The sequence below is a fragment of the Globicatella sp. HMSC072A10 genome (assembly GCF_001811625.1).
In the GTDB taxonomy this organism is placed as follows: domain Bacteria; phylum Bacillota; class Bacilli; order Lactobacillales; family Aerococcaceae; genus Globicatella; species Globicatella sanguinis.
The window spans coordinates 3799-27575 of sequence record NZ_KV805752.1 but is presented as its reverse complement, the minus strand read 5'-3'; the positions used below and the strand labels follow the sequence as shown (position 1 = coordinate 27575).

Annotated in this window: 20 protein-coding genes; 9 read left to right on the top strand and 11 right to left on the bottom strand. The window is 36.1% G+C overall.

What is annotated here, in order from left to right; translation table 11 throughout:
- Nucleotides 1-376: 376 nt before the first annotated feature.
- The 5 genes from HMPREF2811_RS07055 to HMPREF2811_RS07035 form a co-directional block, all read right to left on the bottom strand.
- Entirely contained in the window at nt 377-1114 is a 738-nt protein-coding gene (locus tag HMPREF2811_RS07055) for a glycerophosphodiester phosphodiesterase (protein WP_071408728.1), read from the bottom strand.
- A gap of 2 nt (nt 1115-1116) precedes the next feature.
- Complete coding sequence (locus HMPREF2811_RS07050; RefSeq protein ID WP_071408727.1) at nt 1117-2247, bottom strand: ABC transporter ATP-binding protein; 1131 nt, start codon at nt 2245-2247, stop codon at nt 1117-1119.
- A gap of 18 nt (nt 2248-2265) precedes the next feature.
- Entirely contained in the window at nt 2266-3120 is an 855-nt protein-coding gene (locus tag HMPREF2811_RS07045; protein WP_084802039.1) for a carbohydrate ABC transporter permease, read from the bottom strand.
- Nucleotides 3121-3123: 3 nt separating this feature from the next.
- Entirely contained in the window at nt 3124-4008 is an 885-nt protein-coding gene (locus HMPREF2811_RS07040; RefSeq protein WP_066126070.1) for a carbohydrate ABC transporter permease, read from the bottom strand.
- Nucleotides 4009-4097: 89 nt separating this feature from the next.
- A complete protein-coding gene (locus HMPREF2811_RS07035) occupies nt 4098-5414 on the bottom strand; it encodes an ABC transporter substrate-binding protein (protein ID WP_071408726.1) in 1317 nt (438 codons plus the stop codon).
- Between the two features lie 338 nt (nt 5415-5752).
- Between HMPREF2811_RS07035 and HMPREF2811_RS07030 the strand changes: the two genes are divergently transcribed.
- Nucleotides 5753-6376, top strand: a complete 624-nt coding sequence (locus HMPREF2811_RS07030; protein WP_071408725.1) for a bifunctional 4-hydroxy-2-oxoglutarate aldolase/2-dehydro-3-deoxy-phosphogluconate aldolase — start codon at nt 5753-5755, stop codon at nt 6374-6376.
- A 267-nt stretch (nt 6377-6643) separates the two neighbouring features.
- Here the strand turns inward: HMPREF2811_RS07030 and uxaC are convergent, their stop codons facing one another.
- Nucleotides 6644-8065 carry a glucuronate isomerase gene (uxaC, locus tag HMPREF2811_RS07025; RefSeq protein ID WP_071408724.1) on the bottom strand — a complete coding sequence of 474 codons (1422 nt, stop codon included), beginning with the start codon at nt 8063-8065 and terminating at the stop codon, nt 6644-6646.
- Nucleotides 8066-8231: 166 nt separating this feature from the next.
- Here uxaC and HMPREF2811_RS07020 point away from each other — a divergent pair, with 166 nt between their 5' ends.
- The 6 genes from HMPREF2811_RS07020 (at nt 8232) to nth (ending at nt 13598) form a co-directional block, all read left to right on the top strand.
- A complete protein-coding gene (locus HMPREF2811_RS07020) occupies nt 8232-8906 on the top strand; it encodes a FadR/GntR family transcriptional regulator (protein ID WP_071408723.1) in 675 nt (224 codons plus the stop codon).
- A gap of 128 nt (nt 8907-9034) precedes the next feature.
- Nucleotides 9035-9652: a bifunctional 4-hydroxy-2-oxoglutarate aldolase/2-dehydro-3-deoxy-phosphogluconate aldolase gene (locus HMPREF2811_RS07015; RefSeq protein ID WP_141749278.1), complete on the top strand. Its 618-nt coding sequence runs from the start codon at nt 9035-9037 to the stop codon at nt 9650-9652.
- A gap of 26 nt (nt 9653-9678) precedes the next feature.
- Nucleotides 9679-10725 carry a mannonate dehydratase gene (gene uxuA, locus HMPREF2811_RS07010; RefSeq protein ID WP_071408721.1) on the top strand — a complete coding sequence of 349 codons (1047 nt, stop codon included), beginning with the start codon at nt 9679-9681 and terminating at the stop codon, nt 10723-10725.
- Nucleotides 10726-10740: 15 nt separating this feature from the next.
- The gene (locus HMPREF2811_RS07005) at nt 10741-11580 is read left to right on the top strand and encodes an SDR family oxidoreductase (protein ID WP_071408720.1); all 840 of its coding nucleotides are present in this window, start codon (nt 10741-10743) and stop codon (nt 11578-11580) included.
- Between the two features lie 247 nt (nt 11581-11827).
- Entirely contained in the window at nt 11828-12802 is a 975-nt protein-coding gene (locus tag HMPREF2811_RS07000; RefSeq protein WP_071408719.1) for a Gfo/Idh/MocA family protein, read from the top strand.
- A 172-nt stretch (nt 12803-12974) separates the two neighbouring features.
- Nucleotides 12975-13598 carry an endonuclease III gene (nth, locus tag HMPREF2811_RS06995; protein WP_071408718.1) on the top strand — a complete coding sequence of 208 codons (624 nt, stop codon included), beginning with the start codon at nt 12975-12977 and terminating at the stop codon, nt 13596-13598.
- Nucleotides 13599-13844: 246 nt separating this feature from the next.
- Here nth and HMPREF2811_RS06990 read toward each other — a convergent pair whose 3' ends face one another.
- The 4 genes from HMPREF2811_RS06990 to lspA are packed head-to-tail and all read right to left on the bottom strand — an operon-like array spanning nt 13845 to nt 16576.
- Nucleotides 13845-14453: a hypothetical protein gene (locus HMPREF2811_RS06990; protein WP_071408717.1), complete on the bottom strand. Its 609-nt coding sequence runs from the start codon at nt 14451-14453 to the stop codon at nt 13845-13847.
- Between the two features lies 1 nt (nt 14454).
- A complete protein-coding gene (locus HMPREF2811_RS06985) occupies nt 14455-15171 on the bottom strand; it encodes a DUF2786 domain-containing protein (RefSeq protein WP_071408716.1) in 717 nt (238 codons plus the stop codon).
- Between the two features lie 12 nt (nt 15172-15183).
- Nucleotides 15184-16122 carry an RluA family pseudouridine synthase gene (locus HMPREF2811_RS06980; RefSeq protein ID WP_071408715.1) on the bottom strand — a complete coding sequence of 313 codons (939 nt, stop codon included), beginning with the start codon at nt 16120-16122 and terminating at the stop codon, nt 15184-15186.
- Nucleotides 16103-16576 (bottom strand): signal peptidase II, encoded by a 474-nt coding sequence (lspA, locus tag HMPREF2811_RS06975; RefSeq protein ID WP_071408714.1) that lies wholly within the window; start codon nt 16574-16576, stop codon nt 16103-16105. Before lspA ends, HMPREF2811_RS06980 begins: the two co-directional genes overlap by 20 nt.
- Nucleotides 16577-16693: 117 nt before the next feature.
- Here lspA and HMPREF2811_RS06970 point away from each other — a divergent pair, with 117 nt between their 5' ends.
- Nucleotides 16694-17335, top strand: a complete 642-nt coding sequence (locus HMPREF2811_RS06970) for a YkyA family protein (RefSeq protein WP_071408713.1) — start codon at nt 16694-16696, stop codon at nt 17333-17335.
- 10 nt (nt 17336-17345) lie between these two features.
- Complete coding sequence (locus tag HMPREF2811_RS06965; protein WP_071408712.1) at nt 17346-18695, top strand: putative glycoside hydrolase; 1350 nt, start codon at nt 17346-17348, stop codon at nt 18693-18695.
- Between the two features lie 2001 nt (nt 18696-20696).
- Here the strand turns inward: HMPREF2811_RS06965 and HMPREF2811_RS06960 are convergent.
- Nucleotides 20697-22820 (bottom strand): heavy metal translocating P-type ATPase, encoded by a 2124-nt coding sequence (locus HMPREF2811_RS06960; RefSeq protein WP_071408760.1) that lies wholly within the window; start codon nt 22818-22820, stop codon nt 20697-20699.
- Nucleotides 22821-23777 lie beyond the last annotated feature (957 nt).

Below are 23777 nucleotides of genomic sequence, written 5' to 3'. Positions count from 1 at the left end.
GCTGAACAGGAAGTTGATTGGATGTCGCTTTTACTATCGACTTTTGAAAAATAGGATTTGGCAAGAAGTAATAAATTGATTGATTTTTGATTTACCTTCCACCTAAGCACACCTGGGAGTTGACCAGAAGTAAAAAAATTGACTAAGTATTGCTTCGTATGTTGACTCTGTCGCAGTTGAAGCTGGTTAATAATGGAAGCATATAACCTGTTTAAAGGTATTGTCCATTCTTGTAAAATAAACTATAATTTTAAAAATTAACGCGCCCCACTCTTTATGTGAGACACGTTATTTTTATGGCTATAAATATTGATTGCTTAAATACCTATTCTCCTAAATAATGGAGGTACTTTGAGCCGCAGATACGACCAAACTATTAAGCGTGAGCTACCACTTTATTGGCTAATTCTACGCAATTGGTAATGACCGCATTGACCTTGTGCGCTACCATCATTTCAAGATGCGCTTGTTCATTGACGGTCCAGACATTGGTTTTAATGCCTTTATCAGCCAAGTTTATAAAATCTTCCTTCGTTAAGCTAACGAAAACGGGATGATAATATTCAACACCATATTGAGCACAATAGTTACCAGGCTCTAATAAGGCAGTGTCTGATAAGAATCCGCAAGCAATGTGCGGTGCTTTTTCTTTCACTTCTCGGATAGTATGATGATTGAAAGATGAAATAATGACACGATCTTCAACGCTATATTTTTCAATTAAGGCAAGAGTTTTATCGACGATGCCAGGATAAACGAAAATATTATTTTTGATTTCGATATTGACCATTAAAGGTGTTTCAATTAACCATTCAAAAAAAGCATCTAAAGTAGGTGCGGTAATATCTTCATGGGTCGTTCCTTCAGGAATCTCTAAACCATTAGTGAAAGTAAATTGTTGAATTTCTTCTAAAGTTAGATCTTTTAAATAGCCTGTTCCATTCGAGGTCCGGTCAATTTTTTCATCATGACAAATGACCACTTGTTCATCTTTAGTTAAATGAACATCTAATTCAATGCCATAAGCCTCATGTTCAGCCGATTTTTTAAAGGCTAATAGGGTGTTTTCTGGGTATAGCTCACTATAACCCCGGTGTGCGATTACAAATGTCATTTTTACAACTCCTCTGCTAATTCTTTTGGTGAGAGAATGGTTTTACCCGTTGCTTTATCAAAGAGACTTAATTTTGTTAAATCCATTTTTACATGAACCGCTTGACCATATGAAATAATGCGTGGCGGATTAAAACGTGCAGCGCATTGACGGATACCATCTGGTAATTCAAAGTAAACATAGGTATCGGAACCAATTTGTTCGACATTATTAGCCGTTACGGTGAACACAGAAGGTTCGTCATTCATCTTTTTATATTTAATGTTTTCAGGACGAATGCCGACTAATATTTCTTGATTACCAACTGGCACAATTAACCGTTCGGCGATTTCATTTGGTAGTTCAATCGTGCGATCCGATAAAGCAAATGCTGGTTTACCATTCTGCATGACTAATTTAGATGATAGCATATTCATTTGCGGACTACCAATAAATTCAGCCACAAAAACATTTGCAGGATTATGATATAAATTAGCTGGTGTGTCAAATTGTTCGACATTCCCAACCGACATCACCGCAATTCGATCCCCCATGGTCATGGCTTCGGTTTGGTCGTGGGTCACATAGATAAAGGTGTTTTTTAATTCGCGATGTAAAGCCACGATTTCAGCACGCATCGACACACGTAATTTCGCATCCAAGTTAGATAAAGGTTCATCTAATAAAAACACTTTGGGATTACGCACCATTGCTCGTCCTAATGCTACTCGTTGACGTTGGCCACCTGATAAAGCGCCAGGCTTTTTATCGAGAACGGGTTCTAATTGTAAGATTTTGGCGACTTCTTCGGCGCGACGATAGCGTTCTTTTTTAGATACACCGGAAAGCTTCATGGAAAAAGCGATATTATCACGATTGGTCATATGTGGATACAGTGCATAAGATTGGAAGACCATCGCGATATCACGTGCTTTGGGCGACATATTATTGACTAATACATCATCAATGAATAATTCCCCTTCTGAAATACGCTCTAAGCCGGCAATCATTCTCAAAGTAGTTGATTTTCCACACCCTGAAGGTCCTACAAAGACAATAAATTCGCCATCTTGAATATCTAAATCAATATTTTTAACTGCTTTATAGCCATCTTCATAAATTTTGGCTACTTTCTTTAACTTAACATTTGCCATTTCATTCAATCCCCTTTTCTAACCTTTAACAGCACCTGCTGTTAAACCTTTCACCATATTGCGTGAACCAACAATAAAGATTACTAAACTTGGTATCATACATAAAACAACACCGGCAACCATTAAGACTAATGATTGTGAATCGGCACTATTTAACATGGAGATACCAATTTGTACGGTACGATTTCTATCTTGATTGGTCACTAATAATGGCCACATATACATATTCCAACCACCTAAGAAAGATTGAACCGCCATTGCACCAAGTGTCGGTTTAATTAATGGAATTAAGATCCTAAAGACAAAGCGTAAATCAGGACAACCATCAACCTTGGCTGCTTCATAAATTTCATAAGGGAAATTTTGTAAAGCTTGCACACATAAAAAGATATTAAAGGCTGAAATCATAAAGGGTATAATTAAAACTTTCAGTGAGTCGGTCCAACCCCATGATGAGACCATCAAAAATTGTGAAATGATGACCGATTCACCGGGAATCATCATCGTCGATAAGATTAAAGCGTACAAAATACCTCTGCCCTTAAATTCTAAAAAACGAAAAGCAAAAGCTGCTAATGCTGAGGTGATAATTTGTAAAATAGTAATACTCGTTGCTACGATCATGGAATTACGAATATAAGTACCAATGGGTGCCGTCCGAAAAACATCAACGAAATTGGATAAGGTTGGACTTTTAGGAAACCAAATGGAAGTAGGATCGTATAATTCTCCGGCTGGTTTAACGGCCATTGAAAAGCCATATAATAAGGGAAACATGACAATTAGCCAGACAACAATATTTAATACTAATCGTAACCCCATCCAAAAACGACTCCAAAATAATTCATTTTCATTAAAAGCTTTATTGCTCATGGATTACTGCTCCTTTCGACGTAATTTGAACATCACGATGGTTAACAACATGACGATGATAAATAAAATAACCGACTCTGCTGAAGCAAATCCATAGCGATAGTTCATAAAGGCATTACGATAAATATCATAGACAATGACATTAGTCGCTTGTCCAGGACCACCTTTAGTTAAAATATTAATCTGACCAAAACCTTGGAAGGCATTGATGATATTGGTCACAATCACAAAAAACAATGTCGGTTTTAATGACGGAATGGTAATATATAAAAACTGCTGAAAACCATTGGCGCCATCTACTTGCCCACTTTCATATAAGGCATCATCAATCGATGCTAAACCAGAAGAAAAATAGAGAAAATTCATGCCACTATTTAACCACCCCGTCAATACTCCGATAACTAATAAAGCTGTCTCAGGTTTAGTTAAATAATTAATATAAGTACCTAAGAGACGATTGATAATCCCTACAGTCGGATTTAACATGACTTGGAAAATCATCGCCATTCCGGCAGAAGCAATCGCCATCGGCATCGCATAGGAAGTAGAAAAGAATTTAACACCAGGAAATGATTTTTGACATAATAAGGCCGTAAAAAACCCGAGCGTCACCCCCACTACTACAACGATTACAACAAATACAAAGGAGGTTTTGACACTATTCCAAAAACTATCACTACTCAATAGTTCAGTATAATTGCCAAATCCTAAATATTCGACATTAGCACCCATATTATTGGTTAAAAACATCGAGCGATATAAGGTTTGGATAAAGGGCCAAAACATAAATAGACTCAAAATAATGATGGCCGGCGATAAATAAAGGTACCCTTTAATTTTGTCGAAGAATGTTTGTTCTTCTTTTATAATTACTACATCTTGATTCATCTTGTACTCCAATCTATAAAAAGAAAGTCAATCGAGATCAAAAGCGAGCTGCCTTTATCCCGATTGATAACTTTCCCAAACTTAGCTGACTATTGATTTGCTTTGTTATAGTTTTCGATTGCGCTATTAATTTGGTCTGCCATTGATTGAGCTGCCGCTGCTGGCTCTAATTCACCGTTAAATACTTTTTCAACTTCATTTTCAAAGATTTGACGGGCTTCTTGGGCTACACCTGATAATGCGCCTTGGTCTTCTGGTTTAGCATCATGTAATTGATCGATAGCGGTTTGGAATTGCGGATATTCTGCTAAATTGTCCTTGAAGACTTGTTCATCATGAGCACCAACATTAACGGGGAAGTAACCTGTGTCAACATTCCATTGAGCTTGAGCTGGCGCAGATACTAAGTATTGGATAAAGTCCCACGTTGCTGCTTTACGAGCGTCATCTCCTGATTCAATCATCCATAATGAAGCCCCACCGATTGAAACGCCACCTTTATCTTCCGCATCAATACCAGGATAATAAGCAACGCCCACTTCAAAACGTCCGTTAACTTCAGTTAAGATTTGACGTAAACTAGCAGTTGAACCAAAAGTAATCGCAGATTGACCGGCGATAAATTCTGGTTGTCCTCCAGTACGACCGACGTTCGGCATCATACCGCTGTCTACCCCTTTTTTCCACATTGTTAAGATTTTTTCCATCCCACCATTATCGATAAAATCGACTGCCGTTGAAGGTTTGTCACCACGACCATTGGCCTCATTGAAAATGTCTTTTTCCATTTTGTTAAACCATTGATCAATCCACCAACCATAGATGGAAACAGTTGCTGGCATTGGGGCTCCCGCTTCTTGTAATTTAGGGCCGATTTCAATAATTTCTTCTAAAGTGGTCGGTACTTCGACACCCGCTTTTTCAAATAAATCTTTGTTGTAGTACATTAACGGTGTCGAAGAATTAAATGGCATTGAATTTAATTGTCCACCGATAGTATAGTAGGCTAATAAGTTTGGCTCTAATTGAGATAAATCAAATTGAGATTCATCGACAAATTGTTGGACTGGAACCGTTAATCCTGAATCAATCATAAAAGTTGATCCAACCTCAAATACTTGAACTAAGTCAGCACCTACTTCTGAACCAGAAGCTGTAGAACGTAATTTGGTTAAAGTTTCATCATATGAACCTTGATATTGTGCATCGACGATTACTTCTGATTGAGAAGCATTGTATTCGTCTACTAATTTTTGTAAAGCTTCCCCTACACTACCACCCATTCCATGCCAGAATGTAATTTTTGTTGGTTCAGCCGCGTTCACTGTTTGATTGATTGGTAAAACTGCGCTTGAAATTGCCATTGATGAAGCCGCTAAAACTAATTTTTTAATCCATTTTTTCATCTATTATAGACCTCCAGAATAAAGTTCGAGTACTGTAGCACCCGCTATTGAGTATCTAATTTGCCATAGCGAAAGTCAATTGACTTTATTAAAAACTCATCAGAAATTTACGCATCATTTACAATGTCCAAAATTATTTTACATTATTTTCAGAAAATTGATTTGGCGTTTACATTTCTCATTATGTGACTACTGTAAAAGTCGTATCACTGATGAACATCTAAACAAGTCATTCTTGTCAAAAATATATTAATAACTGCTATTTTAAAGGGTTTACATTTACACGATTGGTTGCTTGTGATAAAATTTTTATATAGATGAATAAAGGAGTGGTCTAGATGGTATTAGAACAATTGAAAGATAATTATATTTTCGCAGTCATTCGTGGTAAAACAGCCGATGATGCGCTGGAAATTGCCCGTCATGCGATTAAAGGTGGCATTTTTAATATGGAAATCACCTATACAACACCGGGTGCATCTGCTGTCATTAAACAATTAAAAGAAGAATTTAAAGACGATAGTCGTGTGGTGATTGGTGCAGGAACGGTGATGGATTTGGCATTAGCGAAGGAATCAGTAGCTGCCGGAGCTGATTTTATGGTAAGTCCTCATCTTGACCCTGATATTTTAGCTTATGCTAAAGAGGCGAAAGTCGAATACTTCCCAGGGTGTGGAACGGTCACTGAAATTGTGCAAGCAATGAACGGTGGGGCTAACATTATTAAATGCTTCCCTGGTGGCGTCTTAGGACCTAATTTTATTAAAGATGTTCATGGACCGATTCCAGAAGTTAATTTAATGCCTTCCGGTGGTGTTTCATTAGATAATATTGCTACCTGGAAGAAAAATGGTGCCTGTGCTGTTGGGGTTGGTTCTGCCCTAGCCTCTGATGTGAAAGAACATGGTTATGAAAGTGTGGTTACTAAAGCCAAAGCCTTTGTAGCAGCTTGTCACAGTTAAGATCACTATTTAGCAGTTAATCATTCATTTTTTTCTATGATGAAGACTGCAATAGCAAAAGTGGTGTTCACTCATTTGAATCAAATAATAAAAAATGACTCCCTTAATTAAAGCAGTACTGTGGTGAGGTACGCTATAATTGAGAGAGTCTTTTTAATTGAGGTCTATTTTATAAAAAGATAAAAGCATTCGTTTAACACAATATTATCTCTTATCTCTTCGTTAAACTTTCGTTAGCTCGTCATTTATCTAAACAAAGACAGCTAATTATTTATCCGTATTTTTGGTGAAGTAATTTACGGCATTGTAGTAACAAATATTTTGAACTAAAGTCTTTAATAATGATTCATCATTTGGAATTTTACCTGCATCGACTTGTTCACCGATAAATTGGCACAAAATACGACGGAAGTATTCATGACGTGGATATGATAAGAAACTTCTTGAATCGGTTAACATACCGACAAAATTCATTAAAAGTCCTTGATCAGATAAAGCAGCCATTTGAGCGCGCATACCACGTTCGGTATCATTAAACCACCAACCAGAACCTAATTGTAATTTAGATTTGATGCCTTTATCATTACTTTGGAAGTTAGCTAAAGCACTGCCGATAACATCAAACTGCGTTGGATTCAATGGGTAAATAATCATCTTAGGTAATCCATTATTTTGATTCATTGCATCGAATAATCGGTTTAATCCACTTGCATCATTACTTGAGTCACGAATAGAGTCAAATCCAGTATCAGGACCTAATGTTTCAAACATTTTAGTATTATTATTACGTAAAGCACCAAAATGAATTTGCATCGCCCAATCATAATCCGCATACAGTTTTGCTAAATCGACTAATAAACGGCTAGTATATTGGTTCACTTCTTGTGCAGTGAGTGTATCCCCTTTTAATCCTTTGGCAAAAATTGCCTCTATTTCTTCATTTGTCGCTGCGACATAATTGACTTCTTCTAAAGCATGGTCTGAAGCAACAGTTCCCACTGAATCAAAGAATGCGATACGTTGAGCTAAAGCATCAACAAAATCTTGATAATGATTAACCTTTTTATCAGCTACTTTACCAATTAATTGCACATATTCATTAAACGCTGGATCGTTCACTTTTAAAGCTTTATCTGGTCTAAATGAAGGGACGACTTTTGTTTTGAAAGAATCATCCTCAGCAATTTGTTGATGGAATTCTAAAGAATCTTCTGGACTATCGGTCGTACCAATTAGAGCGACATTGGATTGATTAATAAAATAACGAGTCGTCATTTTCTTTTCTTTAATTTGTTTGTTTAATTGATCGAAAATTTCCTCACCATTGTCAGCCGTTAAAATATCGTCAATATCAAAATATCGTTTTAACTCTAAAGCAGTCCAATGGAATAAAGGATTCCCTACGGTATTAGGAACGGTTTGAGCCCATTCCATAAATTTCTCTTTAGCACTCGTTTCTTTACCAGTAATATGACTTTCCGGCACACCATTGGCACGTAAGGCGCGCCATTTATAATGATCACCAGATAACCAAACATCGGTAATATCTTCAAATTGATAGTCAGTCGCAATTAATTCTGGACTTAAATGACAATGATAGTCATAAATGGGCAAATCCTTTGCATATTTTTTATATAAATGCTGCCCTGTTTCACTTGTAATCATAAAATCTTTTTTTATAAACGCCATGATTGTCCCTCCTGCATTTAATTATTATTCATATGAACGTTTTCATTTGATACTTATAGTGTATCACTCATCAGATAACTTTTCAATAGTCATCTGATGACTATCTTGATAATATTTAATTTTTTAAATGAATGTGGTAGAATTAGAAGATGAACGAGGTGATGATATGAAAAAAAGTTTAGCGGATATTACGGCTCAACGATTAATGGATTATTTCCAAGAACAAGCATTCGAAATTGGCGATAAATTACCGAATGAATATACATTAGCACAAGGATTAGAAGTTGGGCGTAGTACCCTGCGTGAAGCCATTCGGATGTTAGTTTCACGCAATATTGTGGAAGTACGTCAAGGATCTGGGACTTATATTAAAAATCTTGTCGATACCAGTGATAGCCCTTTAAGTTTTGAGGATGTAGAAGATTATTTAAAGTTAACGCGTGATTTATTTGAAGTACGTTTTCTACTAGAACCAAGGATGGCAAGCTTAGCGGCTAATCATTGTACTGATGAAGAAATCGAAATCTTAGAAAAACTAATGTTAGCAACTGAAGCTGAAATCCGTAAGCATAAAGAAGACTCCAAACATCGTGAGTTAGATATTCAATTCCATACAGCAATAGCTGAAGCAAGTGGTAATTTAGCCATGCAACAATTAATCCCGATTATTATCCAATCAATTAACTTGTACGATGACTATTTTACCAGTGATGAAATAATGGACCAAACAATTCGAGCGCATCGTAATATTTTTAAAGCAATTCAAGATCGAAATCCAAGCGCAGCCTATGATGCGATGGTCATTCATCTATCCCATAATAGAATTTCTTTAGAAGATTAAAAAAATATACCGTTTTCAATTGACTATTTAAAAAATTATGATATGATAAATACATCAGATGACTTTTGAGTTGTGTCTGATGTGTTTATTTTTTTAGCCAACATCAGAAAAAGGAGAATGATTGAATGATTTTAGATAAATTGAAAGACAATTATATATTTGCTGTCATTCGCGGTAAAAGTGCTGAAGATGCTTTAGAGATTGCTCGTCACACGATCAAAGGTGGTATTTATAATATGGAAATAACTTATACTACCCCCGACGCTTCTGAAGTTATCAAACAACTAAAGGCAGAATTCAGTGAAGATGATAAAGTAGTCATTGGCGCAGGGACGGTAATGAATCTTGACTTAGCCAAAGAAGCGGTAGTAGCAGGTGCCGATTTCTTAGTCAGTCCCCATTATGATAAAGAAATTCAACGCTACGCCCTCTCTGAAGAGGTATTATACTTCCCAGGTTGTGGCACGGTGACCGAGATTGTTCAAGCAATGAATGGCGGTGCTAAAATTATCAAATGCTTCCCTGGTGGAGTTCTAGGGCCTAACTTTATTAAAGATGTGCACGGACCGATTCCTAATGTTGATTTAATGCCTTCTGGTGGTGTATCAATCGATAATATCGCAACATGGAAGCAAAACGGTGCTTGTGCAGTCGGTGTTGGCTCTGCCCTAGCTGCTGATGTGAAGGAAAAAGGTTATGAAAGTGTTGTCGCAAAAGCTCAAGAGTTTGTAAAAGCATGTCAATAAAAAAATAATTATAGAGGTGAATGAATATGGAAATGACATTTAGATGGTATGGAGAAGACGATCCGGTAACATTAGAGAATATTCGTCAAATTCCGACGATGAGAGGGATTGTATCAGCAATTTATGATGTACCGGTTGGTGAAGTTTGGTCAAGAGAACGCATTAAACAATTAAAAGAAACAATTGAAGCAAATGGTTTAAAATTGTCCGTTATTGAGAGCGTGCCAGTACACGAAGATATTAAATTAGGACGTGACACTCGTGACCAATTAATTGATAACTATATTGAAACGATTCGTAACTTAGCAGCTGAAGGTGTGAATGTTGTTTGTTATAACTTTATGCCAGTATTCGACTGGACTCGTACAGACTTAGCTTATCGTTATGAAGACGGTTCGACTGCCCTAATTTTTGACGAAGAAGTTTCTAAGAAAATGGACCCTATTAATGGTGAATTATCTTTACCAGGATGGGATGCTTCTTATACCAAAGAAAGCATGAAAGCTGTAATGGACGCTTATGCTGATGTTGACGAAGAAAAACTATGGGAAAATTTAGCTTACTTTATTAAACGTGTTATGCCTGTTGCGGAAGAAGTCAAAGTAAAAATGGCAATCCACCCGGATGATCCACCTTATTCTATTTTTGGTTTACCAAGAATTATTACGAATAAAGCAGCCGTTGAGCGTTTCTTAGACTTATATGACAGTGAATACAATGGTGTGACATTATGTGTCGGCTCATACGCATCAACACCAGATAATGATCCAATTGAAATTTTAAGATATGCTTTAGAACGTCAACGTGTAAACTTCATGCATGCGCGTAACATTAAATTAGAAGAAGGCAAATCATTTAAAGAAACAGCCCACCCTTCTGAATATGGTTCAATTGACATGTATGAAGTCATAAAAGCTTTGCATGATCATAATTGGAACGGACCGATTCGTCCTGACCATGGTCGTATGATTTGGGGAGAAACCGGTCGTCCTGGATATGGATTATATGATCGTGCATTAGGTGCGACTTATTTATCAGGATTATGGGAAGCAATCGATAAAATTAAAGGCTAAGAAAGGAATTTTTATATGACAAAAACAATTGATTTTAAAGATAAAACAGTCGTCATTACCGGAGCTGGTGGCGTCCTTTGTGGTTTCTTAGCAAAAGAATTTGCTAAAGCAGGCGCTCGTGTTGCCCTTTTAGACTTAAATGAAGAAGCAGCACAAAAATTTGTAGACGAAATCGTGGCTGAAGGAGGCGTGGCTAAGGCTTATAAAACCAATGTATTAGACCAAGCGAACTTAGAAGAAGTCCGTCAAGCAGTTTTAAATGATTTAGGACCAACTGATATTTTAATCAATGGTGCTGGTGGTAATAATCCTAAAGCAACGACCGATAATGAATTCCATGAAACAGATTTACCTGAAGGAACGAAATCTTTCTTCGAATTAGATAAAGCAGGTATTGAATTCGTCTTTAATTTAAACTATTTAGGTACTTTGTTACCAACTCAAGTATTTGCTAAAGATATGGTAGGACGTAAAGGCGCAAATATTATTAATATTTCTAGTATGAATGCATTTACTCCATTAACTAAGATTCCAGCCTATTCGGGAGCTAAAGCGGCTATTTCTAACTTCACACAATGGTTAGCGGTTCACTTCTCTCACGTTGGCATTCGCTGTAATGCGATTGCTCCAGGATTCTTAGTAACCAATCAAAACCGTGGTTTATTATTTAATGAAGATGGCACTCCAACTGCACGTGCTAACAAAATCTTAACCAATACGCCAATGGGTCGCTTTGGTGAAGCGGAAGAATTAGTCGGTGGTACTTTCTTCTTAGCCGACGAAAACTTAGCAAGTTTTGTTAATGGTGTCGTTTTACCGATTGATGGTGGTTTTGCTGCCTATTCCGGTGTTTAATAAACTGATTTAAATCATATTCCTTCCTCCTACGCACAATTTTATAAGGAATATATTTAATTATGACTAATAATCAATTGTACAAGGGTTTCTACTCCCCTTCTCACAGTTGATTATTAGTCTTTTTATGATTAATAGTACGACAGTTGTGATTACCATTTCCTCATTAAAACACTTTCATTCTTTTTTACTATTAATTATGAATCGTTTATAATAGAGTTATTATTAATTAAAGGTGGGGTTTAAGATGGTAAAAGTAGGTATTATTGGTGCGGGAAATATTGCGCGTAAAATGGCACATACAATTAATTGTGAAGAAAAAGCAACAGCGTATGCTGTAGCCGCACGTGATTTAACGCGAGCACAGGCATTTGCTAATGAGTTTGATTTTGAAAAGGCATATGGATCCTATTTAGAATTAGTGGAAGACCCTGAAGTCGAATTAGTCTATGTCGCAACAACTCATAACTTCCATTATGAACATTGTAAATTAGCGATGAATCATGGTAAACACGTTCTTTGTGAAAAAGCTATTACGATTAATGCCAATCAATTAGCTGAACTAATCAAATTAGCCCATGAAAAACAAGTTACCTTTATGGAAGCCATTTGGAGTCGCTTTATGCCACTGCAATTAAAATTAAAACAAATGCTAGATGAAGGTGTGATTGGGACGCCGCGTTTAATTCAATCTAATCACGGCGCATTACTTGAAGATAAGGAAAGAATGTATCGTCCGGATTTAGCTGGCGGTGCCTTGTTAGACTTAGGGGTTTATAATGTTCATTTTGTGATGCAAATGTTTGGTAATGATTATGCCACTGTTAGCTCCTCAATGGATTTAACCGATGAAGGAGTTGATCGTACTACCGCCATTACCCTCACCTATCCAGATGGCCGAATGGCTCAAATGTTAACGACAATGGCAACCATGCGCTACACCGATGTCTTAATTATTGGTGATAAAGGAATGTTTAGAATTGAGGGTTCTAATCATATTGATGTGATGCGTCTGTATGATCAAGATAATCAATTAGTCGAAACTTATCAAAGACCCGCTGATAATGGTGGCTTTGACTTCCAACTACGCGAAGTGATTCATTTAATTGAACAAGGTAAAATTGAATCAGACATTGTATCCTTAGAGGATTCATTAGTTGTCATGCGTTTAATGGATACAGTGCGAGCACAACATGGGTTTAAGTATCCTGAAGAAAAATAAGCATTATTGACAAAACGTGCTAAGGGTGAGAATATAGGTAAGTGAATGGCCTTATTCTCACCTGCCTTTTTATACTATTTTGTATAACTTATGATGTATAAAGTGCAAAAATAAATGAGAATATACCTCAAATATAAAGAAAAAAGATAAGATAATTTTTAAAGGAGTCACAATGGTTTTATCAAAAAAACGCGCAAGAAAAGTAATTGAAGAAATTATTGCCCTATATCCTGATGTCCCACCTAGTTTAGATTTTACCAATCCGTTTGAATTAGTGGTAGCCGTTACTTTAAGTGCTCAAACAACGGATGTGGCAGTCAATAAAGTAACCCCTGCCCTGTTTGAACGCTTTCCAACACCAGAAGCGATGGCTTCAGTGCCCCCAAGTGAAATCGAGCCCTATATCGCTACTTTAGGACTCTATCGCAATAAAGCCCGCTTTTTACATGAATGTGGTAAACAGTTAGTCGAGAATTTCAATGGCGAAGTCCCACAAACGAGAGCAGAATTAATGAGTTTATCTGGAGTTGGTCGTAAAACAGCCAATGTTGTACTAAGTGTCGGCTTTGGCATCCCAGCATTTGCTGTTGATACCCATGTCACCCGCATTTGTAAACATCATGACATTGTTAAAAAGTCAGCCACTGCCTTAGAAGTTGAAAAGAGAGTATGCGATGTACTCCCACCTGAATTATGGCTGAAAGCTCATCAAGCGATGATCTATTTTGGACGAGAGATTTGTCATCCGCGTAATCCTCAATGTCACTTATACCCTCAATTATACGAATTTGACTAAAAAAACACGTCCCTTACTTTTAGTAAAAGACGTAAAATGAGGGTGCGCAAGAAGTAGAAATTAAATGATTTTCACTTCGTCTGTTCATCACCGCAAAGTTGGGAGTGGACAGTTGAGTAGGCATCAAACAAGTCATTAAGACGCCGTTTGAGGCGCTCACCCATTGCGCTCATAAATATTTATTTTGGTTATATCTAGCAGCTTCTCTACTTTCCTATTTTCAGGAAAATAAAAGAATGAACACTTTTAAAGATTATTTTGATAGATGACGATTTTTTCTCTTGGATCTTGTTGATTTCCGGGTAATAAAATCGTCTTTTTTAATTGAAAGTCCGTTTTCTCTTCAATAAATTGAATACAGCTATCAAGTGGATAATAATATATCAGGGTTATTTTTCTTGGAAAGGCCACTCCTGATTGCATAATACCATAGATAACCGGGCGCATAATGACCAATTGAAAAGGATTGAAAAAGTAAAAGACTGTATCACGACTTGAGATTTGATATTCTTCCACCGGTTGATTCAAAATCGTGATGGGATATTGTTGACCCATTTTTTCATTAAAGGCCAAAATATTGCGCTGAGCAATATCAAAAGCAGCTGGTATGAATTCAACCCCCACAACTGGAATTTCCAATTTATAAGTCGAATAAATCAATACACGACCGGTGCCACTACCCATATCCACTAATTGATCGGTTGCGCTAAACTTAAACTCACGAAAGAGATGATCAAGTACATAATAATCGGTTGATTCTGTTCGATGATAGTGCCAAAAGTGATCGCCAAATTCTTGTTCAATTAGTTGATGAGTCTGAATCCCTAGGCGGGCATCTATTTGATGATTATCCATATTATGACTCATGATTCTCCAAATATTGGCGGTTTAAACTCACGGTATTCCCTTTAATATACCCTTCCGAATAGGCGGCATCTGCTCTCGTGTAGCGTGGCGCTTTATAAGATAATTTTTGGCCTCCTACTTGGTTGCGAAAGGCTTTTTTTACTTCATCTGGCACTTGAATCACGAGTGCATAGGCATCATTTTCAGTTTGCATTTCTTCACGTTGGGCCGCAAATTTTTCTTCTAAACCATCGATAAATCCTTTGTAATAAGCTTTACGCAACTCTACTAGAGCGACATTTTTATTTTCCTTTTGAATCGCTTTTAAATGATTACTCGCATGATAACGCATGCTATCAGCCGCTAAATGAAATATTTCATAAGCTAAATCAGTATCTTCTGGAAACCCCATAAAGACAATTTTACGTACGGTTGAAGCTTGGTGAGGGAGACGATTACTTTGAACGTATAACATCACTCTAAAATTATCAGCAATGACCATCGCTAATGACTTTTCCCACCAATATAAACGCTTATAAACCGATAATGAACGTAGGACGATTTCTTGCTTGTCTGACTTGCTTAATTCATTTTGCGAAATCTTATGCTTCAGCATTAATTTTTGCGCCATAATCAAAGCCGTCTGACTTTCCTCGTCATTGCCGCCATCTTCGGCTAATTCGAGTAGATTGCGGATTTTTTCTAAAATCTTATCATTAGCAATCATAACGATACCTCCTTACTCTAGGGGCGTTAATGTTCTTAATATGTCTTCGAAATGCTCTGGCAACGGAACTTCAAAACTCATTGATTGATCGCTAATAGGATGTTTAAAATGAATTTCTTTGGCATGTAATAATTGTCCATCGGTTAATCGTGTCAACGCCCCTCGCATTTGACCGACACCGATGCGGTAAACAGGGTCCCCTACTAATGGGTGCCCAATATATTCCATATGAACTCTAATTTGATGAGTACGTCCTGTTGCTAACTGTAATTCAACGAGTGTTGAATCGGTATAACGTTGTAAAACTTTAAAATGGGTTAAAGCGTACTTGCCATCTGGTTGAACAGACCATCTTAATCGATTACTCGGATCACGTCTCAAGGGCACTTCAATCGTACCTTCGGGTTCTTTAATGGTGCCATGAACCAATGCATAATAGGTTCTTCCCATTGAATGATCCGCTAATTGCTCACTTAGTAAATGATGCGCTGCATTGTTTTTAGCGACTACTATTAAACCAGAAGTATCTTTATCAATGCGATGCACTAATCCAGGACGTGTAGTATCATCTGGATAGGCTAAATTATGCCCCAAATAATATAGTAAAGCATTAACAAGCGTGCCTGAATGATGCCCTTTTGAAGGATGAACCACCATACCAGCTGCTTTATTAATGACGACTAAGTCTTCATCTTCATAAACAATATCTAAGGGAATGTCTTCTGCTTTTAACGTTTCTTCCTCTGGTTCTTCAACTTCAGGGATGACAATGGTAATGGTCTCGTGACCTTCTAATTTAAGATTAGCTTTCGCAATTTCCCCATTGACTTGGACTAAATCTTGTTTAATTAGTTTTTGAATCGTTGAGCGGCTTTCGCTCGGTAATAAGGCCGTCAAGACTTTATCTAAACGTCCTGTTTCCCCTTGTAAATTAAATGTTTGTGACATCATGCGCTCCTTCTTTTTCTAATTCAAATAAAATAACAATCATTAAAATGATGACACCAAATGTCAATGCCATATCTGCGACATTGAATACAGGGAAATCAATAAATAATAAACGGAACATGTCGACGACATAGCCATTTAATAAGCGATCGATAAAATTACCTAAGGCACCACCAATCAACAAACCGTATGCTATTTGACTAAGTCGTTGTTGTGGTGTAGTCTTATAAAGTAAATATACTAAATATATTAGGATTAAGATGGTGGCAACGTAGAATAAATTCATTTTTCCAGAAAGTATTCCCCAACCCGCACCTGTGTTACGTAAGTAATAAAAATCAAATACTTTGGGTATCCCTGGTAATGAACTGTGTAAATCAATTTGGTTGATTGTCCAATATTTAACTAATTGGTCAATAATAACAATAAAAAATGCAATGCAAAGTCCAATTATCATGGTATCCTCCTTGTGAAAATGCTTTTATATTTGGTATAATAATAAGCATACAACGTTTATTATACTTAATTTTAGGTGAAAAGTCATGTATTTAAGACTTTTTATTAAGGAGACTTTATGAAGAAGATAAAACCTTTTCTACTAACGGTCGTTTTAACGCTATTTGTGGCTGGCTGTGACAATTCTCTTGAAAGAGCGAGTAACACAATTGGATTAATGCAAGACCAAGTGACAAAAATCGTAAATGAACTTTATGAAGTTCAAAATTTAGAAAACAACCTTCAATCCGATTTTGAAGAAGATTTAGCCAATGCCAACAATAATTTAGAGTATTTTAATCAAGATGACATCTTGGTGATGCAAAATATTTCTGAACGTAAGACTCATTTAAACAATATGAATGATGCGATGAAAGAGTTAAACAGCTTGGTACCGGAATTGGAAAGTACGAAAAAAAATCAGAACTTGCCGGCTGGTGACTTTGATAAATTAGCAACGATGATTACCAATCTGCAAACAGATTTAACGACTTACACGGATAATTATCTTCCTAATCTTGATTTAGAAGCCCAAACGTTTCAATCAATCGGTAATCCTAATGTGGATTATAATTCTTTCTTTAAAGTATTTGATAATATTAATACCTTGTCACAAGACAATCTCTATTATTTAGATGCCTTATTGAAACACTTTGAGCCGTTGAATGGATTATTAGTCGACACTAAAGTAAAGATTGTTACTTTACAGGAAGCGAAATAGAGGTGTTAACATGAATACAAAACGATTATTAAGCATTACAGCGACCATCCTTCTAGCAAGTGGTTGTAATCAAGTACAAAATCAAACATCAACCCCGACCTATACAGAGTTACCGACAGTTGAAAGTAAATTAGACGCCCAGACCATTAGTGACTTTAGTAGTCGCCGTAAACAAAATCAGGGAAATCGTTATGAAGGTCTCGTTATTAATAAAAGCAATATTTTAACACGTCCCGATGACCTGCCCTCTTCGCTTTTCTATGATAGTGGCATTAATATTAGCTATCCTAAAGAAGGCGTTAAAGGTATTTATTTGCCCATTGATTGTGTGGTCAATACTGAGTATTTCCAAGAAAGCATCGATAAATTAAATTCGACAGCATTAAACAGTGCGGTGTTAGACTTTAAAGATGACTCTGGTCAAATTCTACCAATCATAGAATCCGATAATCCGATGGTTAATGAAAACGTCGTCGGTTTAGCCGATTATAAGGAAGTGCTTAAAACTTTTGAACAAAATAATATTTATCCGATTGCTCGTATTGTAACCTTTAAAGACAACTTTTTAGCTTCTTCACATCCAGAACTATCATTCCAAACGGAAGATGGTGAAATTTGGACCCCGGACGGTGAAGATTACTTTACTAATCCTTTCTTACAAGAAACATGGGATTATAACGTGGCCGTCGCGATTGAAGCCGCCAAAATGGGCTTTAAAGAGGTTCAATTTGACTACGTTCGTTTCTCTGATGCCTTTATGTATGAAGAAGAATACCTAACTTATCCTAAAGGACGCTTTGAAAATTATATTTCCGAAGATCCAAACGATAAAGGTGAAGAACGAATTGCGGCCATTACAGAGTTTCTGGCGTATGCAAAAGAAAAATTAGCACCCTATGGTGTGGATGTCAGTGCCGACGTCTTTGGTTATACGGCGATTGCTAATAACTCGGAAGATGTTCGTGGGATCGGGCAAAACTTTGCGGGAATTGCTGACCAAGTGGATGTTATTTCTTCAATGGTTTACCCTTCACACTGGGATGTCGGTTTCTTTGGTTTAGAAAACCCTGACCTACAACCGTATGACTTGATTAATGAGTATATGTTGTCGGAAAAACAATTATTAGAACATGTAAATAACCCTGTTACGACTCGACCATGGTTACAAAACTTCTCTGACCACTCTTTCTATGGTGATGCAGAAGTACAAGCGCAAATTAATGCTTTAGCTGATAATGGTGTTTATGAGTACTTATTATGGAATGCTTCCGGTGACTATATCGAAAATGTCGATTATGCACCTGAAATTACTGCGCCAGAACAAACAGAAAGCACTGACACCACGAGTCAACCACAATAATAATGAATAGTTAAAAGAAGCTCTAGAAGATTTTGTTATTCTTCTAAAGCTTCTTTTATTTTGTATGGAAAGATTGAATGGTATTAGCTAAAATATAGGTAAATAGATTGTCTTTTTTGCGTTTTATGTTATCTCAATGGAAAGACAATCGGTAAAAAATTAATTTTTGAAACTTCTTAAGGTATTAAGAGTATTCCAAAGTACAATGCTAGCGAATATCAGCGCTAATAACCTTTTTAATAAATCAACTTCGCTTGCAAAGATAGCGAATATTAGAAGCGAAATAATACCTATCGCATAAAAAGCTAAAACGATTATACGACTAAGCGTTCTAACCCAAGGTGTTGTATGTTAATCGGCTGGTTTTCTAACCAACAGACCTAAGATCAAAAATACCGTGATATAAATTAAACGATTAAAAAAAGAATCAGCGTTTATATGATTTCCTCCTTGAGCATCTGCTTTTAATTGAGACATTAGACAATGGTTTGGCCTAGATATAAATCAAATGGCTGAGTGACATTCAACTGCGAATTAGAGATTATTTTGATAACTTGTTCACCATACCCGTTGGCTCAAACGAAAAAAACAATCAAACAAGGTGTTTTTATTCGTTATTGTTGGATTAGACGATGTGCGAAATAATCGAATTGTCTACTCTTGTCTACGCCCTAATAATCTCGCTTCTGAGACAATAGACAATTCAGATTTGGTTCGATTTGATCATGAACAGCATATTGTAAGAAAAATAATTTTGATAAATATGGCCTTTATACATTCATTATATCGCTTCCCCCTTAGTGAGATGATAATACAAAATTAGTCACAGTAAGTTTTTCGAAAGATAATCATATTGTCTTAGATTTTGAGTCCAAATATGCCATTATACTTATCGAGCTTTAGGTGTTGATAGCTATAATAATGCAGTTAATGCGATTCCTATTAATCGTCATACTGATGAACATAAAATCACCATTGTGAAAGAAAATGAGATGGTCGTGATTTACTTGGATGGCACGGCACTTTCAAATCGCATGTATGAAACAGAAGATAAAATAAAAATCTCTGCTTACAAAGGTGACGTGGTTTTTGAATAGTTTTTTCACAAAGTTTCATTTTTCAAAATGAGTCTAGATATTTTCATATGAAATGGAAGTGAACAATGTAAGCATTCCAAACATAACAAAAGTACTAAAAGTGATAAATATTGACAACTTTTTGTTTTCATAAATTTTCACGGTGTCTCAAAATGAGACACGAAAACGGCCCTTTTTGAGTGTTATTTTCATTTTCATAAAATTTTGAAATAATAATCGTAAATCTTGATAAAATCTTAATAATTAGCCAAGAAATGTCTCAAAACGAGACACGGTATGTGAATGAAAATAATCAGAATAAAATTCCTTTTTGAATTATAATCTTTATTTCATTTCACAAGCAACATGAATAATATTTAGATAAAATTGATATTTACACAGAATTGTTATGAATCAATAATATCAATTGAAAATGCCAGGTCCACGTTATTATAATCTTGTTCTAAAGCTTTTAATAATTCACCTTTTAAATGATTTCTACCTTTTAAATAACTTGTTTGTTGAAATTATCTTGGGTGGTCTTTGATTTTTCTAGCCAAGATTCTTATTCTTTGTAACCTAGTACTTACCAATCTAAGATTAAATCTAAGTCCTCAAAAAATCTTTTACAAGCAATAATATTTTGAAAGTGATGTGTGATCTTTACTGTTCCCTTGAAAGAACCTTTCACAAATAGTAAGTAATTAGGATAAAATATGAAGTTAATATTGTACTTGTTAATTTTATACAATGTTTTGGACATGAAATTAATTCATTTTAATCAGTATGTGAAACAAAACGGGCTGATATACATTCAAACCTTATCGAATGTATACCAGCCCATCTGCTTTTTACTTAAAAATTATAGAAAGTTTTATTCCTTATTAAAGATGTAACTATTTAGTCATACTTCACTTGATAAAAATTATTTTTTATCTAGTTTTAAAGTCATAGCATTAATTGCAACGATAACTGTTGACAAGGACATCAAAACTGCTCCGACTGCTGGGCTTAGAGTAATGCCAAATGGTGCAAGGATACCCGCTGCAATAGGTATTGCAAGAAAGTTATAGCCGGCTCCCCAAACCAGGTTTTGCTTCATTTTGCTAGTTGTATTATTAGCTAATTCAATAAATGACTCGATATCGCCAGGGTCTGACTGCATTAGAACAACATCAGCTGAATCCAGTGCTACTTGTGTTCCAGCTCCAACAGCGATTCCCACATCTGCTAATGCAAGAGATGGTGCATCGTTAACTCCATCACCAACCATAATAACGGTTTGTCCTTGTCTTTTAAATTTGTCTACCAATTCATACTTATCTTGTGGAGATTGATTCGCTTTATATTCAATTCCTAGAGCTTCAGCAGCTCCTTGCGCTGCTTTTTCATTATCGCCAGTAGCCATCAGAGGGGTAATTCCTTGTTCTTTCAAGACTTGAATGAGCTCCTTGCTCGAAGGTTTCAATTCGTCTCCCAAAGCTACTGCACCGATAGCTTGTCCGTTATCAACCAATATACTAAGTGTCGCCCCTTTAGGAACATCAATATCTAAGTTTTGCCCGAATGCTTTTTGACTAATTAATTCATAGCGATGACCATTGGCCTCACCTTTCACACCAGCACCTGAGATAACATCAATGGAATCAAACGCTACAGGTGTTACACCTTGTTGCTCGGCATGTCTAATAATGGATTGAGCAATTGGATGACTCGATCCGCCTTCGATTCCGGCCATAAGAGCTATAACTTCCTCTTTAGTATAATGCTCACTTAACAAGTCAACATTCAATACTTTAAATTCACCGGATGTTAATGTACCGGTTTTGTCTAAAATCATAACGTCTGCGTTTGTAGCTAATTCCAATGCTTCTCGGTCTTTAACTAGCAAACCTCGGCTAGCTCCTAAACTAGTGCTTCGTGCAACGACCAAAGGAATCGCTAAACCTAAAGCGTGCGGACAGGCGATCACTAATGTTGTAACCATAAAAATGATGGCAGTTTGTACATCGGTTGTCAATATCCAATATATAAAAGCAATTACTGCAGCAATGACCGCAATGTAAAATAACCAACCAGCCACTTTGTTGGCAATATTCTCAGCTCGTGAAGGTTGATTCTGTGCTTGTCCAATTAGCGCTTGAACCTGAGAAATAAATGATTTATCTCCTGTTTCCTGTACTTCTACATATAAAACACCTTCACCATTGGTAGAGCCCCCTATAACTTCTTCACCCACATTTTTTTCAATAGGCTTAGATTCTCCCGTTAATAGAGCTTCATTAACTCGGGACTCTCCTCTCTTAATAATGCCGTCTGCTGGCACATTTTCCCCTGCCTGTACGCGAACAATATCTCCTACTTTTAATTCGGAAACGGGCCGAGTATCAATTGAGTCATCGTCAAGTACGACGTGCGCATCTTTTGGTAATAATTCAGCAAGTGCTTGTTGAGCATCTCCAGCTTCCCCAATGGCTTTCATCTCAATCCAGTGTCCAAGTAGCATAATCAAAATTAATGACGCAAATTCAAAGAAAAAGTCCATGACGTGTTCCCCTGTCAAATATTTAGCGACTACTGCGTAAATACTGTACAAATAGGAGACAGATATCCCTAAAGAAACCAGTGACATCATTCCGGGTGCTTTTTGCTTAAATTCTTCTAACGCACCTTGATAAAATGGTCTTCCGCCATAAATTAACAAGATAGAGGATAATATAGAAACAATAATATCTGAATATGGAAAAGTGAACTGAAATGGGAGCGTAACTCCCATCATAGGCGACAGCATCAGAATAATAATTCCCAATGGTAATGATTTTAAAAAGAGCTCTTTGAAATTTCCATGATGGTGGTGTTCATGTCCACCCCCACTATGGTCATGATGACCATGGTGAGCATGCAATCCTTCTTCTACTTGCACTTCATGATGACCATGGTGAGCATGCAATCCCTCTTCTACTGGCACTTCATGATGACCATGGTGAGCATGATTATCATATTCTTCATGCTTATGACGTGGTTCATGTTCGTTAAAATTGTGTCCCATGTGTTCTTTGTGATTATGATGATGTTGTTGGTTATTTTTCATGTTAATCCTCCATATAATATATATTTAAAGATCTTTTTGACTATCGGGAAGTTCATTAAAAACCCCGAATATTAATCTCATTGCTTGGTTATTATGTCATATTCCTAAATAATAGGTCTTAATGCCACCCCCTACCAATGTTGTTTCTTAACTTTTCTTGTAGTTTTTCCCTTTTAGCTGCTATATCGTCAAATAATATTCCGCTTAATACAGAATCAATAATTGCTTGTTTAGCTAATCAATAGTGCAGTAAAATTTTTATCTCTAATAAATATGATGACTGAAACAAAAACGTTTTTAGTTTTTCAACGACAAACTCACTGTTTTCATTTCATTTAATATCTTTTATATATTTTTAAGAACTGCTTGATTAGTTTTGGCTTCTTCAATGATATTCGATAATGTTATTCCTACTTTTATGTAGCAAATATGCTAGAATAAATTCATTGCCACTTCATTAATACTCTCTTTTTCATGTCGTAGAGAAATATATATTCTCACCTATGTCTATTTTGATTATGCGGCAATTAAAATTTTGAATATACTTGGCTTCCATTTAATTATATTATTTATAATAATCTATTTACTGTACTCATTGTTTTCCTGAAATCCAGAACCTCGCTTATTTTTCCCTTTAGAAGAATTAATTGGAACTGATTTTGAGCCATTCATTTTTATTACGTTTCAAGATATAATTCTAGTTTACAATTGTAAACTGATAGTGTCAAGTTTTTTCACTCATTGCAATTATTAAAGAACTTAAAGATTTAAAAATTTGATCATTCATTTGCAACAAGGGATTTCAGTTCCTGTAGAACTTGTAAACCGTTAATATTATTTTCAATTATACTAGTGTTGCTGAAATATTTTGAGGCTTTAAAATATAAAGTCCATATAATTGTGTAAAAAGAAAGG

Excerpts from the sequence above, each read along its gene's own strand:
- HMPREF2811_RS06960 (WP_071408760.1), bottom strand. The coding sequence starts at position 22,820 with ATGGGACACAATTTTAACGAACATGAACCACGTCATAAGCATGAAGAA.
- HMPREF2811_RS06970 (WP_071408713.1), top strand. The coding sequence starts at position 16,694 with ATGAAGAAGATAAAACCTTTTCTACTAACGGTCGTTTTAACGCTATTT.
- HMPREF2811_RS07035 (WP_071408726.1), bottom strand. The coding sequence starts at position 5,414 with ATGAAAAAATGGATTAAAAAATTAGTTTTAGCGGCTTCATCAATGGCA.
- HMPREF2811_RS06965 (WP_071408712.1), top strand. The coding sequence starts at position 17,346 with ATGAATACAAAACGATTATTAAGCATTACAGCGACCATCCTTCTAGCA.
- uxuA (WP_071408721.1), top strand. The coding sequence starts at position 9,679 with ATGGAAATGACATTTAGATGGTATGGAGAAGACGATCCGGTAACATTA.
- HMPREF2811_RS07030 (WP_071408725.1), top strand. The coding sequence starts at position 5,753 with ATGGTATTAGAACAATTGAAAGATAATTATATTTTCGCAGTCATTCGT.
- HMPREF2811_RS06990 (WP_071408717.1), bottom strand. The coding sequence starts at position 14,453 with ATGGATAATCATCAAATAGATGCCCGCCTAGGGATTCAGACTCATCAA.
- HMPREF2811_RS07045 (WP_084802039.1), bottom strand. The coding sequence starts at position 3,120 with ATGAGCAATAAAGCTTTTAATGAAAATGAATTATTTTGGAGTCGTTTT.
- HMPREF2811_RS07055 (WP_071408728.1), bottom strand. The coding sequence starts at position 1,114 with ATGACATTTGTAATCGCACACCGGGGTTATAGTGAGCTATACCCAGAA.
- HMPREF2811_RS07005 (WP_071408720.1), top strand. The coding sequence starts at position 10,741 with ATGACAAAAACAATTGATTTTAAAGATAAAACAGTCGTCATTACCGGA.
- HMPREF2811_RS06980 (WP_071408715.1), bottom strand. The coding sequence starts at position 16,122 with ATGATGTCACAAACATTTAATTTACAAGGGGAAACAGGACGTTTAGAT.
- HMPREF2811_RS07050 (WP_071408727.1), bottom strand. The coding sequence starts at position 2,247 with ATGGCAAATGTTAAGTTAAAGAAAGTAGCCAAAATTTATGAAGATGGC.
- HMPREF2811_RS07040 (WP_066126070.1), bottom strand. The coding sequence starts at position 4,008 with ATGAATCAAGATGTAGTAATTATAAAAGAAGAACAAACATTCTTCGAC.
- HMPREF2811_RS06985 (WP_071408716.1), bottom strand. The coding sequence starts at position 15,171 with ATGATTGCTAATGATAAGATTTTAGAAAAAATCCGCAATCTACTCGAA.
- HMPREF2811_RS07020 (WP_071408723.1), top strand. The coding sequence starts at position 8,232 with ATGAAAAAAAGTTTAGCGGATATTACGGCTCAACGATTAATGGATTAT.
- uxaC (WP_071408724.1), bottom strand. The coding sequence starts at position 8,065 with ATGGCGTTTATAAAAAAAGATTTTATGATTACAAGTGAAACAGGGCAG.
- lspA (WP_071408714.1), bottom strand. The coding sequence starts at position 16,576 with ATGATAATTGGACTTTGCATTGCATTTTTTATTGTTATTATTGACCAA.
- HMPREF2811_RS07000 (WP_071408719.1), top strand. The coding sequence starts at position 11,828 with ATGGTAAAAGTAGGTATTATTGGTGCGGGAAATATTGCGCGTAAAATG.
- nth (WP_071408718.1), top strand. The coding sequence starts at position 12,975 with ATGGTTTTATCAAAAAAACGCGCAAGAAAAGTAATTGAAGAAATTATT.